This is a genomic window from Kaistella jeonii, from assembly GCF_000812865.1.
Lineage (GTDB): Bacteria > Bacteroidota > Bacteroidia > Flavobacteriales > Weeksellaceae > Kaistella > Kaistella jeonii.
In genome coordinates, this window is sequence record NZ_JSYL01000009.1 from 1 (window position 1) to 17,350 (window position 17,350).

Sequence of the window (17,350 nt, forward strand, 5' to 3'; positions counted from 1 at the left end):
ATCAAAAACGAAAAGACAGTAAAATAATTCAAAAATAATTTAACAATTTAAAATTTAGAAATCATGGCAGCTAACAATTCAAGAGGCGTTTTAAAATTTAATGGAGGCGCAGAACAAAAAGTGTTAAAACTTAATTACAGTGTATCAAGATCGACAGACGTTTCCGGACGGGTTGCATCTGATCCTTCAAATGCATTAATTAAAGTAACCATCGAGGCGACAGAAGATGCTCACGTACTAGAAAGTTTATTGAACGGTAAATACAAACCAACAACTGGTGAAATTACTTTTAATAAATCTCATGAAGAAGGAACATTGATCACTTTGAAATGGAACAACGGTTACGTGATCCAGCATGAAGTAGATTTCGACGCGATCGATTCAGACAACATGTTGATCTCATTCGTAGTAAGTGCAGAAAAAATCGACTATGGCACCTCTGCTTATGAAGGAGTTTGGCCGGGTAAATAAGAAGTTTGAAAACTTTTTTAATCGGTTTAAAATAAAAATTTTCAATTGGTGTTAATTCTCTCAATTGATTTAAAATAAAATCGTAAATTGCTTCCAGGTTATTCATACTGTATTAGATTGGTAGTCAATACAATATACGATTTTTTATCGTATTATGAATAACCTTTTATAATGCACTACGGGTAATTAATGTAATTTTCTGAATAATAGTTCGCTCCAAAAAGTCTGCTGACTTTGAGAATATTTTTTGGAAACTCATTTACTTTAAACAAAAAAGCACAATCTCTTCTCGAAATTGTGCTTTTTAAATTTGATGAAAACTTTATTGTTTTTTAATAACCTTGATCGTCTCACCATTAATCTGCAAATAATAAACACCTGCAGGCAATTTCGACAGATCGATTTGATTTTTAGAACTGGTCACAATACCTTTTAAAACAATTTGTCCGGTGGAAGAACTCAGCTGATAAGAAGCCATCTCCCGAACATTTACCTGTACGAAATCTTTCGTAGGATTAGGATATAAATTGAATCTTGTCTTTGAATCTACAACTCCTAATGCATTATTGCACTGGTAACTTTGGCTGATCTTCGAGGAAACTGTAGTACTGTTGACAATTGCCGTCGCTAAGACCGAACAATAACAGTCATTTTTTTCAAGATAGATTTTCAGCCAGGAAAGTGCTAATTTTCCTACAGCTCCACCTCCACCGGTTGGACTGTTTGCTACAGAATGATTGCCGTTTTTAACTTCGAAAAGAAGTTTATTCGTCGTACCTGGTGTTGTATTGTAATGAACATTTGCATGTTGCGAAGGCGGTGCGGTAGGATCCGATTGGCCACTAAAAATTAAAACAGGAACAGTATGATTAAGTTGCGGACTCGTCAAATAAGGACACAATGCAACAACTGCAGAAATAGTATTATCGAGTACTGCTGCTCTTTGGGCGCCTCCACCTCCCATTGACCAACCACTTACGGCCAGTTTAGTCACATCGAGTTTTCCAATTAATGGTGAAGTTGCTCGTCCATTTTCCTGTTTGATGGTTTCCAACGCATCTAGAAGTGCCAAAGCTCTTGCTTCAGGTTGATCATAAAGGGAATTAGTGCCGATAATGATGGCAACAATTCCGTGTGAAGCGTAAAATGGTCCCCATTCCTGCACACTTGAAGGTGCAGCAGTAAATCCCGGAACGATCGCGATACTTGCATAAGGCGGAGTCGCATTGGTCGGATAATAAATTGTTGATCCGGCATATTTTGGTCCGTTTCGAACTCCGTCTGCTTCGCTGAGCGTGGCAACGGTATAAGGACCAGGATTAGTGAGACTTTCCACCGTAGCTCCCGTACATTGCGCATGGAATATAGAAATAGAAATGGGTGAAATAAGTGTTAGAAATAAAAAAAGATAGAGTTTTCTCATTATTGAATTGTTTATAAATTTTAATAGAATTATTACTTCGATACCTAACAAATATATACATTTAATTACTATCATTTAAATAAAGCAGCTCCCTTCAATTTAATCTTTAAAAATAATTCACAACTAGAATTTTATTCAATATTCTCCTAACATTTCAGGTTAAATTTTAATATTCGATGCAATCATTTTATATCGATGTAGCATCATTAATTTAATTTGCAGTACTATAACTAAAATATTCAGTTTTGAAATAGCTTCCTCCATTTCCTCAAAGAATTTAGAATAGAACATCACTAAAACTAAAAAGCACAATCTCTTCCGAAATTGTGCTTGAATTTTAAAATGAAAGGAAATTAATCCTCCATTGCTTCTCCATTTTTTCTGTAGATGAAACCTCCACCGTAGATGTGTCTTCTTGCAAAACGGCTGGGCGAATCTGCGTTCACCATTTTGATATACGTATTTCTTGGAACACCGATATATTCGTACATTTTTCCATTCAAATGCTGAACTTTTAAAATAGATTTTTCGTAAAAGAAATCCTGAATATTAGATTTTGCAATGGTTTCCGTGTATTCTTCTTTGTATTTTTCCTGCGTTTCGGGGTTGATGCTCACCAAAAAATGGTAGGCTTCAATTACCGACTTGCTTGTTTCTTCTGCTTCCAGTTTTGCTTCTTCGTCATTCACGAATTTATCAGGATGCGAATCTTTCATCGTATTCCGGTAAATTGTCTTTAAGTCTTTTAAGGTAGCGGTTTTATCAACCCCAAGAAGCTTTCTGTGTTCACCTATTCTTTTCATATTCTGAATCTTTTTTTGCGCGTGCAAAATTAAGCTTTTAAATTTTAATGACAATCAAAAAATGATGAATTTTATGGAATGGCAGAAATTGAACAACCTATTTCCCAACACAGTAGTAGAAACGGTTAAGAAAGGAACAACTTCAAAATGGAAGAAACTAAAAGAAAATTAAGGAAGAAAAAAAAATGAATTTAAACTTATTTCCACTAAGATTTCGTGGAAAGTTGGAAAATATTTTGATAAGCCAAACTACATTTTGCGACTTTCTGTTCCCATCAGTTTGTCCCAAAACGTAAAATACAATCCGTAATTCGTATTGAATTCTTTGTGATGGAAATGATGATGCGTCGCGTCGATCCATAACTTCCCGAAAACACTTTTCCGAAAAGATTCCGGATAGACCTCGATATCCAGGTGATTGATCATGCTGCTGAAGGTCATCAATATTAAATAGAAAAGCAACACATAAATATTCACCGGAACGACCATTAAAATAACGGGTACTACTAAAGCTTCTATGATACTTTCCCAGGGATGGAAAGAAAAGGCAGTCCACGGTGTGGTACTCAAACTTTGATGATGAACTTTGTGAACCACTTTGTAAATTTTTGGGAAATGCATGGCGCGGTGAACCCAGTAATAATAGGTTTCGTGCAGTAACAAAACGATCAGTAAACTCAATGGCAAATACCAGATTCCATATTCAGTAGGATTCAGATAAATAGCGGTGAATTGATGCAAATAAAGCCAGTACGTGATCGCGCCAAAAAATGCAAATATACCGGATGAAATGATGCTCCAGTAAATCTCCTTTTCTACCTGTTCTTTTTTTAGAGGCCGTTGACTAAGAATTTTTTTATCGGTTTTATTGTCCTTCACCTTCGAATAGTAGGCATAGAAAAATCCTGCAGTCGTAAAATAACGAATGAGCAGAATCGCAAAAAAAACGAATATATATCCTATGAAATCTCCCATTTTTATATATAAAGAATGATGAATCGTACGCAATATCATGAATAAATTCAGATATTTTACACCTTTTAAAGCTACCTATTATTTCGCAATCTGCAACAAAAATCGAACCCTTCATTCTGATTATCGCGCAACACCTCCTGGAAATTTAACTTTTTCGGGTGCTGCGTTCAATATTGGCAACGCTAATTTTAAAATTCGGTTTCTGCGATCTGTTGTATCTGTGGGCTCCACGGGATAACTAATGACTGCTTCCATCCAGGCATAAATATTATTTCTGAAATAAACGGAAGGTTCCCATTGCGTATGTTTTTGCATCTCATATTGTGGGTATTGCTCCTTAAAATCTTTCTGCGCTGCTTCCAATAAACATTCTTCCACAAATTGCAGATCACTTGAAAACGCAATTTGAATCGCAGTTTCATTCCAGATAAAAGGAATTAGAGGTCCGGAATAATTAATGATCTCTTCGCGTAATATCAAACTGTTCGGAAACCGAATAATTCTGCCGCTTCGTCTGTCATTTCCCAAATAATCTCCGCTGCATTCTAAAATTGAGGTGTCGAGATAATTAATTTCTATCACATCTCCACGAAAACCTTTGATCTGAATTCGGTCTCCAACCAAATAAGAACGCCGGAAAACCAAATAGATCCAGGCGATAAATGAGGCGATCGGCGCTTGTAAGGCAAAACCTAAAACAAGGGAAATTAAACCGAAACTTACGGCGGCAGCATATAAATTTTGAAATAAAAAGGAAGCCGCAACGATCAAACTGAAAACAATGGCGAGAAACCTTACGATCCGCAAAAGGTTATAACGGTCACCTTCAATATGGTTTTGACTGTTGATGAGCCTTTCAATTAATTTACTGAGGAGAAAAATAACTGCAATCAAAAATAAACTCAAGCTCAGTTTCCTCACAAATGGAATATATTGTTCCCAGGAAATAAAGATCGGCAAATTGACGAGATAATAGATCACGATAAGCGCAACAGCAACCGAGCCATAAATGATGATCCATTTTTTATTATGTTGATTTTCCATAAAATTTTATTCGGGGTTAAAGACAAAACAAAATTATACTCAAATACTTTGCCTAAGTGTTTTATCAATTCTCATCTTTACAATAATAGACATCAAAGAGACGATTCAAAAGTACATTGAATAGTAATTTTAGATATGTCAAACCTTCAGCACTAAAAAACAGAAGTAAATTGCAGTTTTTTATTTACCTTTGAGTTCCATAAATCACTAACCATGAATACTTTAAAAACACTTATCATCTCTTTCGCCCTTCTCACTGCACTCTCGCTGACCAGCTTTAATCTAGTTCATGAAAGCACTGAGCAGCAGAAATTAGATGATTCAATTTCTAATTTAAGAATCAGTTTAGAAAAAGAACTGGGACATGATGTTCCTTCGATCAGCATTCTTTTGCAAAGTCCAAAAGGCACCTACTTTACAAGTTCGCCCGGAAAAAACGGGAAAGCCATTACTAAAGATACTTATTTTCGCTTTGCGAGCAACACCAAAAATTTTACAGCAGCTGCAATTCTAAATATGATGCAGGATGGCTGGCTTAATATCGACGACAAAATAATTTCCAAAATTCCTACCTCAACGCAGACCTATGTTCCCAACACTGCAGCTTGGGCAATTCCGTACAGGGATGAAATTACCATCAAACAGCTTTTGCAGCACAATGCAGGAGTTTATGACGTGAGCAACGACGATGTCCCTGGTTGTGGCGATAATTCTTATGTAGAATATACGCTCAAAAATTCCCCAGACCATCAGTTTACTTCCACAGAATTGGTGAACCAGGTCACCATCAATAAGTTGAGTTATGGCGCACCGAATGTCGTTTACCATTACTCTAACACCGGTTACACGATCCTGGGAGAAGTTATTGCACGCGTTTACAGTGCCCGTTCCGGAAAAGATAAAACCTACGGCGATTATTTGAAAGATAAAATATATGGCGCAAATGCTAAAGTTCCCTTAAATTTCAATTTTGTGGATCAAGCTACCGATCAGCAGCTACCTTCTCCATATGTTACGGGAATGATACAATACCCGACTAAGACCAGGATTACAGATAAGATCAATGCGTCGCCTCACGTTGCTGAAGGGAATGGGGTGGGAACTATGGATCAGCTCAACAGATACATCAGAACGATGATGAAAGGCGAAAATGTTCTGACCAAAAAAATGGTGACGCTTATGCAAACCAGTGAAGGTCCGGCAAATACTGCTGAAACTCATTACGGATTAGGTTGTACGAACAACAAATTTCTGGGTTACGGTCACAATGGCGCGACAGAAGGTTATCTTTCATCAATGATGTACGATCCAAAAACAGATATTTCTCTCATCGTCATGATTCCTTACTGGGATTTAACAGATGGCAATCAATCCCTCGGAAAATGTCTGCAGGCACTTGTAAAAGCTGGGATTGTGGGCAGAGAAGCGATTGGTTATCCATAAAATAATAAGGGAAAAATTTTCAACATTGTATTGCGTTTTTATTTTATTTTGGCGCCGTGATCCGCCCTCCGTTCCCAATCTTTTTTTTAAGTTTCCTGTCTTTTGCAGAGGGTTAGGAAGAGAAAAAAAAGGATTTCCACTCAGGTCGGGGCGTAGATTTTCGCATGAAAAAAGATTTCTGCTAAAATCAAGCTCATGCGATAAGTAAACACGGAAAGAGATCGCGCGGAGTTATAATTCGTGCTACTACATACACAAACTCACTTAAAAAATTCCCATCAAAATCCCTATCTTTGCACCTGAAAAAATTGCAAGATAATGAACGCTTTTATTGAAGAACTGAAATGGCGCGGCTTGTTTGCCGACATGATGCCAGGAACTGAAGAACAACTGAATAAAGAAATGACCACGGCTTATATAGGCTTTGATCCGACCGCAGATTCGTTGCACATCGGAAGTTTAATTCCCATCAAAGTTCTGGCGCATTATCAGCAACACGGTCACAAACCTATCGCTTTAGTTGGTGGTGCAACCGGAATGATCGGTGATCCTTCTGGCAAATCTAACGAGAGAAATGCTTTAGATGAAGACACCCTGAACCATTACGTTGATTGTTTGAAAGGACAACTTTCTAAATTTTTAAATTTTGACGGTACTGAAGCGAACAGCGCAGAATTGGTGAACAATTACGACTGGATGAAAGAAATTTCGTTTCTGGAATTTATTCGCGATATCGGTAAAAATCTTACCGTAAATTATATGATGGCGAAAGAATCGGTGAAGAAAAGAATCACCGGCGAAGGAGGCGCAGAAGGGATGAGTTTTACAGAATTTTCTTACCAGTTATTACAAGGTTACGATTTTCTGCATTTATACAAAGAGAAAAATGTACGACTTCAAATGGGAGGTTCTGATCAATGGGGAAATATCACCACGGGAACAGAATTGATCCGTCGAAAAGTTCAGGGCGAAGCTTTTGCTTTAACGGTTCCATTAATTACAAAAGCGGATGGTTCTAAATTCGGAAAATCGGAAGCTGGCGAAAATTACTGGTTGGATCCGAAGAGAACTTCACCTTATAAATTCTACCAGTTTTGGGTAAACGCTACTGATGTTGATGCCGAGAGATTTATTAAATTCTATACTTTTTTAAGTAAAGAAGAAATTGACGCATTAATTGCAGATCATCAAACCGCTCCGCACGAAAGAAAATTACAGAAAAAACTAGCCGAAGAAGTGACCGTTTGGGTTCACAATCAGGAGGAATTTGAAAAAGCGGTTAAAGCTTCTGAGATCTTATTCGGGCGTTCAACGGCAGAAGATCTGGTAAACTTAGATGAAGCGACTTTCCTGGAAGTTTTCGAAGGAGTTCCTCAAAAAGAGCTTTCAAAATCTGAAGTTGTCGGAAGTAGTATCGTTGATTTAATCTCGGATAAATCAGGTTTCTTAAAATCAAAAGGAGAAGCCAAAAGAGAACTGACGAGCAATGCGATCTCCATTAATAAAGAAAAAGTAAGCGAAACTTTTGAAGTCGCAGAAAAAGACCTCATCGACGGGAAATTTCTTCTTTTACAAAAAGGGAAAAAAAATTATTTCATCGTGAAAGCGATCTAAAAACTTACAGTAAACATGATATAAATTAGTATGTAGAACAGCGTTAAATTTTCGCTATCAATCTAATTTCAGAGGTATTTCGTATATCTTTACACCAAATAATTACATCAATGACAATCATTATATTCATCATCGTTCTCTGGTATTCCGGACTGTTTTTCCAGACGTTTTTCCTACACCGTTACGCGGCGCATCAATCTTTTAAAATGTCGAAATTCGGCGAAAAACTGTGTTTCATTCTAACTTGGGTAACGCAGGGATCAAACTATCTTTCCGCTTACGGATACGGCGTAATGCACAGAATGCACCACGCTTTTGCAGACACCGAAAAAGATCCGCATTCCCCGAAATACGACGATAATTTATTTTCAATGATGTGGCGTACGAAAAAAATCTACGCTGATATCAATAGTCAGAAAGCAATTATCGAAGAAAAATTCACGAAGAATGTTCCTCAATGGGAAGGTTTTGACAAGTTCGCAAGTTCCTGGGTTTCCCGAATTGGTTGGGCGGTTGCTTATACCGCATTTTTCTACTTTTTCGCAACTGCTTGGTGGCAATGGCTTTTGCTTCCGGTTGCTTACATGATGGCGCCGATCCATGGCGTGATCATCAATTGGTTTGCACACATTTATGGTTATACGAACTTCAAAGTTTCTGACACCTCGAAAAACCTGTTGAAGTTCGATTGGTTAATGATGGGTGAAGCTTATCACAATAATCACCACAAACACGGTGGAAGAGCTAATTTCGGTGGCGTAAGATGGCACGAAATGGATGTTACCTATCAGATCATGATTTTGCTGGACAAAATGAAACTGATCAGATTGAATCCAGTTGAGGTCGTAAGAAGAGAGCATTAAAAATTACAAACCGTTTCGTCATTATTGGCGAGACGGTTTTTTTTGTTTCTCATTTTAATGTTTACATCCAATTCTAAAATCTAAATCTCCTCCGTTAATCTAAATTGGAATAAATTATTAAAATTTATGACTCCATTTTAAATAAAATGAAACTTTTTCTGTTCTAAACCAATAGCTTTTCGTCTCATCGCAGGTATTTTAAACTGCCGTTTAATACCTTTGAATAATGAAATAATATTTGTGTCATGTTAAAAACCCTCAATTCCACCAATTCTCTTTTTGAAAATCTACAATGTCCTGCTTGCGGGGAATTCCACTCGGGGAGCGTCATACAAACAGTCTGTAATCAATGCAGTTCTACTCTATTTGCAAATTATAAAATTGTGCGGGGCGTTGGTAGTGATATTTTCGACCAGAATGATTCCAGCATGTGGAAATACAGCAGTGTTCTACCCGTAAAAAATTCTAAAAATATTATTTCTCTGGGGGAAGGTCAAACTCCACTTTTGAAATTCTCAAATTTAAAGCATAAGGAAAACCGACCGATTTTTTGGAAAGACGAATCCGGAAACCCCACCGGTTCCTTCAAAGCACGCGGAATTAGCGCGGCATTATCAAAAGCAAAAGAACTGGGAGTTAGTGATGTTTCCATTCCGACTGCGGGAAATGCAGGTGGAGCTTTAGCAGCGTACTGCGCCAAAGGAAATTTAAATGCGCATGTTTTTATGCCGAGAGATACGCCAAAAATTTTTAAAGATGAATGCCGACTTTATGGTGCCGAGTTAATAGAAGTTAATGGCAGTATTTCTGATTGTGGAAAAATGAACGATCAATATTCTCTTAGAAATGGATGGTTTCAAATTTCTACTTTAAAAGAACCTTATCGAGTGGAAGGAAAAAAAACCATGGGTTATGAGATCGCTGAACAATTCGATTATCAACTTCCGGATGTTTTGCTTTATCCAACAGGTGGCGGAACGGGAATTGTGGGCATCTGGAAAGCTTTTGATGAAATGCAAAAAATGGGCTGGATCGGGAGTGAACGACCGAGATTGGTCGCAGTTCAATCTACAAGTTGCGACGGTATTACACAGGCTTTTCTGAATAAAAATATGGATTCTGAAGCGATCGATAATGGATTCACTATTGCCAACGGACTTCGGGTTCCAAAACCTTATGCATCAAAAATAATTTTGCAAATTTTACGCGAAAGTAAAGGAACGGCTTTAAGCATCAATGATCATCTTATTGAAAAAGCTTTGAAGGAAATTGCCTTAAGAGAAGGGATTTTAGCCGCGCCGGAAGGTGCAGCGCTTTGGGAAGCTTACAAACAGCTTTGCGATAAGAACTGGATCTTACCAGACGAAATAGTTTTATTTCTAAATACCGGTAGTGGTTACAAATATTTAGAAAACCTTACAATTGAAAGTTAGTATTATAACATTTAAGCACTGTATAGACCAGTATTTTTGATGACGGACCCTTATTTTATTTCTCAAGTTGAATTTCCGGTTGCAATTGTTGCACAAAATCAATCAGAAAAGGAAATACAGCCAGATCTTCATCAATGATAAATCCGTTGTAGGTTGTAACATCCAAATCGATTTCGCGCGGCGCATTTTTGTTTTCCGTTCTCACTCTTCCCAATAATGCTTCAATTTGTTTTAAATGCATTTTTAATTCTGACAAACTTTTTTTCGTATTCAGAAGGATTGCTCCATTTAAAAATTCTGGCTGTTCTTCAAATTTTAAAGGTTTCGTTTTTATAAATGCAGAACGTTGCATGATAAACCCTAATTGTTGCAGATGAACTAAAGCTTTACTAAAATTTTCTTCGGAATTTATATTAGAACCCAACGAAATAATTGCAGTATTGTAGCGGTCTGTACCATCAATTTGAACCATCACATTATCTGCAAAACGCAAAGCATTCGGTTTCTCAACCTTCACATTAATTTCCTGCACCGCAGAATCTGAAGTTTGGATATGGATATAAATTTTCTCGGCCAAAGCTTCGATGAGATGAAAACTTTTATGATCCACAAAATCAATAACTCCTTTCGTAATTTTTTTATAATCAACCGCATTTTCAACGTTATCTGTTTTCGAAGCTAATGAAGTATCATATTTAAAAGAAAAAGAGATAATGACATCCTGTAACTTTTCGGTTTCCCAATCGATGAAGCCGATAAATGCTCGCAGTCGTAGATTTTCTACTCGTACTATGGATAATTTCGGGTTATAGTTTGATCCCATATTTTCTAAATTAAATTTCTTTTGTCATTGTCTTTAATAGCTAATTCGAACGTCTTCAACTTTATTTTTCACACCAAATGGTCGCCACCATCGATATATAAAATCTGTCCGGTAAAGAAATAACTGTCCAAAATAAATTGAAGCGCTTTTAAAATTTCTTCTAAATTACCAACTGTTTTTAGAGGAATATCCTTGGCTAAATTTAATAGATAGCTTTCATCTTTTCCTGGTGGTGGAAGAATTAATCCGGGAGCAATCCCGTTTACTCTAATATTTGGCGCCAATTCTACTGCGGAAATTTTGGTAAAATCGTTCAATAATTTTTTACTCAAAATATAATCGAGATGAACCGTACTATTTTTAGAGACTTTGGTATCAACAAAATTAATGATATTTCCTTTGCCAAAAACTCTCGCGAACGCTTTGGTTAGCAGATAAGCATTCTTAAAATTGATCGTCATTTCTTTATCAAAAAGGTCGCTTCCTTTATCTTCAAAATTTGATGGAATAAAATCTGAAGCGCAATTCACTAAAACTTCAATCGTGATCTTTTTCTTTTTTAATTCTTCAAAAATTTGATCAAAATCATTCTCTGTTAAAAAATTAATTTGAAGCAGTTCTACTTTTAGATCACCGTAAATCGATTCAATTTCATCTTTTAATTTTTGGGCTTTCTCTTTAGAAGAATTATAATGTAAAACCAAATTATAATCTTGCTTGGCCAAATGAATCGCAACCGCTTTTCCGATTCGATCGGAGCTACCGGTTACTAAAGCATAATTTTTCATATTTATTTATTTGGGCTAAATAATGCTCAAGCTAGATGATATAACTTGAGCACAATAAATTTAATAAAAATTGGTCTAAAAACCTTCTTTCACTATAAATTCTTCAGCGATTCCTAAAGTTTTTAAAAGTCCTTCTACTGCATTCATCATTGGTGGTGGTCCGCAGAGATAATAGTATTTCAAATTATCTTCGGAATATTTCTTAATTAATTGCTCAGAAATATATCCGTGTTCATAACCCTCTATTTCTTCTTTTGACAGAACGTTGATGAAATTTTTTCCGAGAAGAGCGTTATAATGAGCTTCTAAAATAATATCTGCTTTATGTTTATTCGCAAAAATAAGTTTGTTTCCCTCAATTTTATTTTGTTTTTCTAAACTTTTCAAAATGGCTATAAATGGAGTAATTCCGGCACCACCTGCAATAAAAATCCCAGCACCTTTAAAATAAATATCTCCGAAAGGACTATAAATTAAAACTTCATCTCCCGGTTTAGAAGAAAGCAACTCATTGGTCATTCCTTTATGTTCGGGATATGTTTTGATGGTAAATTCTATATGATCATCTTCCGGTAAAGAAGTAAAAGTAAAGCAGTTTTTCTTCTCGCTCCATTTGGGTTTATTAAGAGAAATATCGACCGCTTGTCCTGGAATATAATTTAATCCTTGCGGTTTGTCAAGAACGATGCGTAAAACATCATGGGTAACATGTTCAATCGATTTAATTTTGGTTATTTGGGACATGATTAATTATTAATGATTATAAATATACGATAAAATTCCTTTTTCACGACCTCATTTTCGAAGTTCTAAAGTCAAGATCTGTAATCCGTTTTTTTAACTTGTGATGAGTATTATTTCACGATGATTTTCCCTTTCATCACGAGATGTACCGAACAATAATAATCTGAAGTTTTGTCTGGAGCAAAAGTCCAGGATTGCCCATTCTGTAGAAGTGGAGATGCCCACAATTTTTTTGTTTCGGTAGCATTGTGTGCAACAATATCTTTGTTGATAAAGGTTACTTTGTCGCCTTTATTCACGGTAATTATTGCAGGATTAAATTTCATATTTTCTATCGTTACAACATGTGTTTCTGTTTTTAAATTAGCATTTTCTGTTACAACTGTTTTTGAAGTTGTCGCCGAATCAACTTTTGGTAAACTTGCTATAGAATCTATTTTGCTAACCGGATCGTTTGTCGGCGCTGCAGAGTTATTATTTATTGCGGGCATGGTGTCTTTAGATCCCGAATTACAGGCACTTACAATAAGTAAAAAACCCAATGCAAGTGCTGTAAATTTTATTTTATAAACATATTTTAACATGATTACATTTTGTGTGATTTAAATCCTTTTTGAAGCATTTTTGCATGTTCAAGGTGAGTTTTAAAGATTGGCAATGCTTTTTGTAATAATGCTTTTAGTTCTGCATTTTGAGATTGCGGGATTAATATATTTTCTACCGCATTCACTGCAAATTCATGATAGGCAACTTCGTTATCTACATAAGCTTCGTCGAAAGCTTTACCTTTTTTAGCATTCAAAATTGCTTTTTCTTTAACTCCTCCGGCTACTATCGATTTTGAAACATCATTGTTTTTTGGCGTTACTTTCAATTTTGTAACAAGATCTACTGCCATTTTTATCACCGTACTGTGGTCTGTTTTCATCGTCATAGCAAAGTTTTTTACTGCTTTGTTATTTGATTTTTTTAATGCAATTTCTGCATATTCTACATCAACCTGGTTTGCTGTTACTGCAACAGATGCAATTTCAGGATCTGTGAGTTGAGGCATTTTTTGATCTTGTGCAGAAACTGTATTTGAGGATAATAATGCAGTCACAAGTACTGCTCCAGATAAAGCTAAGTTTTTTAGCGTTTTCATTTTTTTTGATTTTTGAAATTAATATTATTTTGACTTTAGATTTTACTCTATTTTTTTTAATTCATTTTATTTAATCATTCTAATAGATATTAACGTTCCAATTATATAGAGTAGAGTTAAGAAAGAAAGGTTACAAAATATTTCACTTTATTTTAAAAATTTTTTACTACCTCTCTAAAATGATTTTGAAATAATGATACCATCACAAATTTTTTCTAATTTTGCAAACATCAAATATCTATTTATTAAAAGTTTAACCTTAATATTGATTGGAAAATTTACATCTTAAAATCTCTCCCTTTCAGCTACAACTCTCCTTCCACAAATACTTGAAAGTATTGGAAGACATTCGTGACCACGATGATGTAGATTTTCGGAGGGATTATGCGGGATCAGTTTTAAAAAAAATAGAAAATATTCCAGAATTTCAGAATGGTATCTATGATTTTGGTTTCATTGAGATTCACCAGGAATTAATTCGGCAAGTTTTAGCAGATTTATTTCCAGTTGCTCTAACACACAATGAAATAAAAGCGGCTAATTTCCCCTTTACAAATGGTACTTTCAATTACACAAAACGTTTTCGTACTATACTGGATGACGCAGGTTTTGATTTTGAAATGAAATACCGCGCCGTGGAGGAAGATGATTTTTACATCTTTAAATGCAGTATCATTATATTAAAATTTTATAAAAAAGAAATACAATATAATCTCCCACTCTATTATGATATCCCAACTGCTGACGGAATTATAAAACATTATAAAACAACGATAAACGGCGATTTTATTGATGTTTATCCTAAGTTAGAAACCACCATACCCACCAATGAAGAGGTAGATTTTCTCTTGGAAAATTTAGAAGACATTAAACTTTGGAAACAGTTTTTTCCGCCAGAATCCTGGGTTATGAAAGGTTTTACAATCATCACTTTAATTGATACTACGGCGGAAGTATCTCTTCAAGATTTAAAATCTAAATTATTAAAATTCGATATCGAAAACTTTACAATTGACGACGATTTTACTACCCTCTTTCGATCTTATTTTAACATTCCAGATTTATTTTTTGGTATAATACCTTTTAATAAAAAAGATAGAAAATTCAAAAGAATTGAAATGTTTCAAAATGTTCTAAGCAACCATGCTGTTGAATTTCTTGTTGAAATAAGTCAGGTAATTAATCTCGACGATGCTCGTTATCAGCATCTTAATTTTCACAAACATCCTGTTATCATATCAGATATTGAAAAATTAGACGAAGAGATAAAAAATAGTGTTGCTTTCCAAATCTTGAAAGCGAATAAGATTCGCAGCTTTATAGTTCTACCTTTAATATTTAACACCAGACTTATGGCTGCTTTAGAGTTTAATTCTAACTTTAAAAATGCTTTCAGTCAGCTTAAATTAAAGAAAATTGAATTTATTATACCCTCAATTCTATATACGATTCAGCGATTTCATTTTGAAAGAATAAATCAGTTAGAAGCCATAATTCAACGGGAATATACAGTGATTCAAAAGAGTGTTTACTGGAAATTTCAACAGCAAGCAGAAGAGTTTTTTAGTGCAAAAATGGCTAACAAAAACTACAATTTTCAAGAAATTACATTTGAAAATTTAGTTCCGCTTTACGGTCAAACCGATATTCAGTCTTCTTCTCAACTAAGAAGTTCTTGTTTAAGTTTAGATCTAAATACTCAAATAATCAGTTTGCGAGAAATCATTTCGAAAATTTCGGATAAGCTCGTTTCTAAATTTTATATCGAACTCAAAGATTTTGAGGAGGAGATATGTTGTAATTTGAAAGCTGATACAGAACAGCGGTTTCAAGGCTTTTTAAAACATAAGATTCATCCTTTTTTACGCGAATGTGATTTTCCGGAAATAAATAATTTTCGAACTAATTATTTTTCAAAAATTTTTCTAGAAAATGAAATTTTTTATGATGAACGTAAGAAATTGGATGATTCTATCGCAACCACCAATTGTGAGTTAGCAACACTTTTAGATGCAGAACAGATCAAAGCACAAGAAATTTTCCCACATTATTTTGAGCGTTTCAAGACCGATGGTGTAGAGCATAATCTTTACATAGGCTCTTCAATTAATCCTTCTTTACATTTTGACTCTAAATACGTTTCAGCGCTCCGAGAATGGCAGCTGAAAACGGTATGTAGTATGGAACAAAAATTTCATAAAATTCAGAAAGATTTGCCAATACCGTTAGAAGTTACTTCATTAATTATGGCCTATAACAACGAGATAAGCATCCGTTTTAGAATGGATGAGAAACGTTTTGATGTTGATGGAGCTTATAACTCTCGCTATGAAATTATTAAAAAGCGCATTGAAAAAGCCAACATTAAAGGAACTAAAAATCGGCTCGTAACGCCAAGAAAAATTACGATTGTATATTTTTCTGAAGCCAGCAAAAATGAATTTTTGCAGTTCCTAAAACCATTGCAAAAAACCGGTATTCTGGAGCAAAAAATTGAAGATTTACAGGTAGAAGATTTACAAGGTATCATTGGTCTAAGAGCACTTCGGATATCACTGATACTTTCAATTTAAAGCTTAATAAAAGACCAGACAAAAGCAAAAACAGACACGATTATTCCGATCATAAAAATAACATAAGTAATATTAAGTAACCGATATTTTCGGTCTAAAACTTTTCCTAAAAAATAGAGATCTTTAACCAGAGTTTCATAAAGATATTTCTTGTCTTCATACAGTTCCCACATTGCAGGTATGAATTCATCTAATTTTAAGCGGTTAAAATTTCCAAAAAATAAGATATTCACTTTTCGATTTTGAACATCTAAAATCGAAAATTTCACTTTTGTTATTTTAGGACGTGTTGAAAGAATTGCGAAAATAATGGAAACAACGTTAAAACCTAATAAAATGAAAGTAGGCCAAATTAAATGGGCGTTACTCGGTGCATCTAATTTAGGAATTAAAGTAGAGAGACAAATGGAAATAATGATAGCATTTACAGATAATAAAATATTGGCTTTGCTATCTGCAATGTCGCTTAAACGCGTGTGATTATTCATGGTTACCCGAAACATAGTATCAAAACTACGATCGGTTTTTATGATACTATTATCACTGTTATTTTTAGATTTTTTTTCTTTTTTACTTTTTTTATCTTCGTTTTTTTTCAGATTCGATAGCTTTTCTTCCATCTCTCTAATATTTTCATTTTTTTGCGGCTGCCAGTTTTTCTGCGCATATTCTGAAAAAAAATGATGCTTATTTTTCAAAAAATTTAGATTTTCTTTATACCATTCTTTATCTGTATAAGATTTCCCTATTTTTCCTGACCATTCTTTTCGTAATTCATTTGAAATTTGCACATAATTTTGCTGTCCAACATGGCTAAAATCTGCATCTCTAATTATTTTTTCGGCCAAATTACTAGGAGCAACTTCCATTTTTGTTACTAGAATTAACTTCTGAATTTGCTCAATATACTCCGAAGATTGACCTTTCTGTTCTAAAAAATCGGTCGCTAATTGAGCACTTCTTTCTTCGTGTCCGTTTGCTTCACCATCAATGTAACCGGCGTCGTGAAACCACAATGCAATTAAAATTTGTTCTTGTAGCAAAGAACCAATATCTTCAGATTTCATAATTTCTGCAGCATGTTGAACCGCAGCTTGAGTATGCCCCAAATTATGATAATGGTATGACGGAGATAACTTATCTTTGAAAAGCTGCAAAATATAATTTTCGGCTTCCTTTAATAGTGACATAGCGTATTTTATAATGTAA

Annotated in this window: 16 protein-coding genes and 1 pseudogene; 6 read left to right on the top strand and 11 right to left on the bottom strand. The window is 34.8% G+C overall.

Translation table 11 applies throughout. The features are described from left to right. The first annotated feature begins 63 nt into the window (after nt 1-63). A complete protein-coding gene (tssD, locus tag OA86_RS11710) occupies nt 64-471 on the top strand; it encodes a type VI secretion system tube protein TssD (protein ID WP_039353424.1) in 408 nt (135 codons plus the stop codon). Between the two features lie 16 nt (nt 472-487). On the opposite strand, the pseudogene OA86_RS16220 reads toward tssD, so the two are convergent. From OA86_RS16220 to OA86_RS11730, 5 genes and pseudogenes are all read right to left on the bottom strand, one after another. Beyond that, nucleotides 488-577: pseudogene (locus OA86_RS16220) on the bottom strand (IS982 family transposase); the annotation flags it as partial. Between the two features lie 216 nt (nt 578-793). Then, a complete protein-coding gene (locus OA86_RS11715) occupies nt 794-1,894 on the bottom strand; it encodes a T9SS type A sorting domain-containing protein (RefSeq protein WP_039353427.1) in 1,101 nt (366 codons plus the stop codon). A gap of 353 nt (nt 1,895-2,247) precedes the next feature. Then, nucleotides 2,248-2,697: a KTSC domain-containing protein gene (locus OA86_RS11720; RefSeq protein ID WP_039353429.1), complete on the bottom strand. Its 450-nt coding sequence runs from the start codon at nt 2,695-2,697 to the stop codon at nt 2,248-2,250. 249 nt (nt 2,698-2,946) lie between these two features. Next, nucleotides 2,947-3,672, bottom strand: a complete 726-nt coding sequence (locus OA86_RS11725; RefSeq protein WP_039353432.1) for a sterol desaturase family protein — start codon at nt 3,670-3,672, stop codon at nt 2,947-2,949. Nucleotides 3,673-3,792: 120 nt separating this feature from the next. Further along, nucleotides 3,793-4,716: a mechanosensitive ion channel family protein gene (locus OA86_RS11730; RefSeq protein ID WP_039353435.1), complete on the bottom strand. Its 924-nt coding sequence runs from the start codon at nt 4,714-4,716 to the stop codon at nt 3,793-3,795. A gap of 213 nt (nt 4,717-4,929) precedes the next feature. On the opposite strand from OA86_RS11730, the gene OA86_RS11735 reads away from it, so the two are divergent. The 4 genes from OA86_RS11735 (at nt 4,930) to OA86_RS11750 (ending at nt 10,069) form a co-directional block, all read left to right on the top strand. Further along, entirely contained in the window at nt 4,930-6,159 is a 1,230-nt protein-coding gene (locus OA86_RS11735; protein ID WP_082017332.1) for a serine hydrolase domain-containing protein, read from the top strand. 318 nt (nt 6,160-6,477) lie between these two features. Further along, nucleotides 6,478-7,773: a tyrosine--tRNA ligase gene (tyrS, locus tag OA86_RS11740; protein WP_039353438.1), complete on the top strand. Its 1,296-nt coding sequence runs from the start codon at nt 6,478-6,480 to the stop codon at nt 7,771-7,773. A gap of 110 nt (nt 7,774-7,883) precedes the next feature. Further along, nucleotides 7,884-8,636: an acyl-CoA desaturase gene (locus tag OA86_RS11745; protein ID WP_039353441.1), complete on the top strand. Its 753-nt coding sequence runs from the start codon at nt 7,884-7,886 to the stop codon at nt 8,634-8,636. 245 nt (nt 8,637-8,881) lie between these two features. Continuing rightward, entirely contained in the window at nt 8,882-10,069 is a 1,188-nt protein-coding gene (locus tag OA86_RS11750) for a threonine synthase (protein WP_039353443.1), read from the top strand. 55 nt (nt 10,070-10,124) lie between these two features. On the opposite strand, the gene folK is transcribed toward OA86_RS11750, so the two are convergent. The 5 genes from folK to OA86_RS11780 form a co-directional block, all read right to left on the bottom strand. Beyond that, the gene (gene folK, locus OA86_RS15400) at nt 10,125-10,892 is read right to left on the bottom strand and encodes a 2-amino-4-hydroxy-6-hydroxymethyldihydropteridine diphosphokinase (RefSeq protein ID WP_052257503.1); all 768 of its coding nucleotides are present in this window, start codon (nt 10,890-10,892) and stop codon (nt 10,125-10,127) included. A gap of 68 nt (nt 10,893-10,960) precedes the next feature. Continuing rightward, the gene (locus OA86_RS11765; protein WP_074781421.1) at nt 10,961-11,680 is read right to left on the bottom strand and encodes an SDR family oxidoreductase; all 720 of its coding nucleotides are present in this window, start codon (nt 11,678-11,680) and stop codon (nt 10,961-10,963) included. Between the two features lie 75 nt (nt 11,681-11,755). Continuing rightward, nucleotides 11,756-12,424: an FAD-binding oxidoreductase gene (locus OA86_RS11770; protein WP_039353451.1), complete on the bottom strand. Its 669-nt coding sequence runs from the start codon at nt 12,422-12,424 to the stop codon at nt 11,756-11,758. 110 nt (nt 12,425-12,534) lie between these two features. Then, nucleotides 12,535-13,008, bottom strand: a complete 474-nt coding sequence (locus OA86_RS15585; protein ID WP_082017333.1) for a plastocyanin/azurin family copper-binding protein — start codon at nt 13,006-13,008, stop codon at nt 12,535-12,537. A 2-nt stretch (nt 13,009-13,010) separates the two neighbouring features. Beyond that, nucleotides 13,011-13,568, bottom strand: coding sequence for a DUF4142 domain-containing protein (locus tag OA86_RS11780; protein WP_039353454.1), 558 nt, complete (start codon nt 13,566-13,568; stop codon nt 13,011-13,013). Nucleotides 13,569-13,906: 338 nt separating this feature from the next. On the opposite strand from OA86_RS11780, the gene OA86_RS11785 reads away from it, so the two are divergent. Beyond that, nucleotides 13,907-16,141: a GAF domain-containing protein gene (locus OA86_RS11785; RefSeq protein WP_260241909.1), complete on the top strand. Its 2,235-nt coding sequence runs from the start codon at nt 13,907-13,909 to the stop codon at nt 16,139-16,141. Here OA86_RS11785 and OA86_RS11790 read toward each other — a convergent pair. After that, nucleotides 16,138-17,331 (bottom strand): Pycsar system effector family protein, encoded by a 1,194-nt coding sequence (locus OA86_RS11790; protein WP_039353457.1) that lies wholly within the window; start codon nt 17,329-17,331, stop codon nt 16,138-16,140. The genes OA86_RS11785 and OA86_RS11790 overlap by 4 nt on opposite strands. Nucleotides 17,332-17,350: the final 19 nt, after the last annotated feature.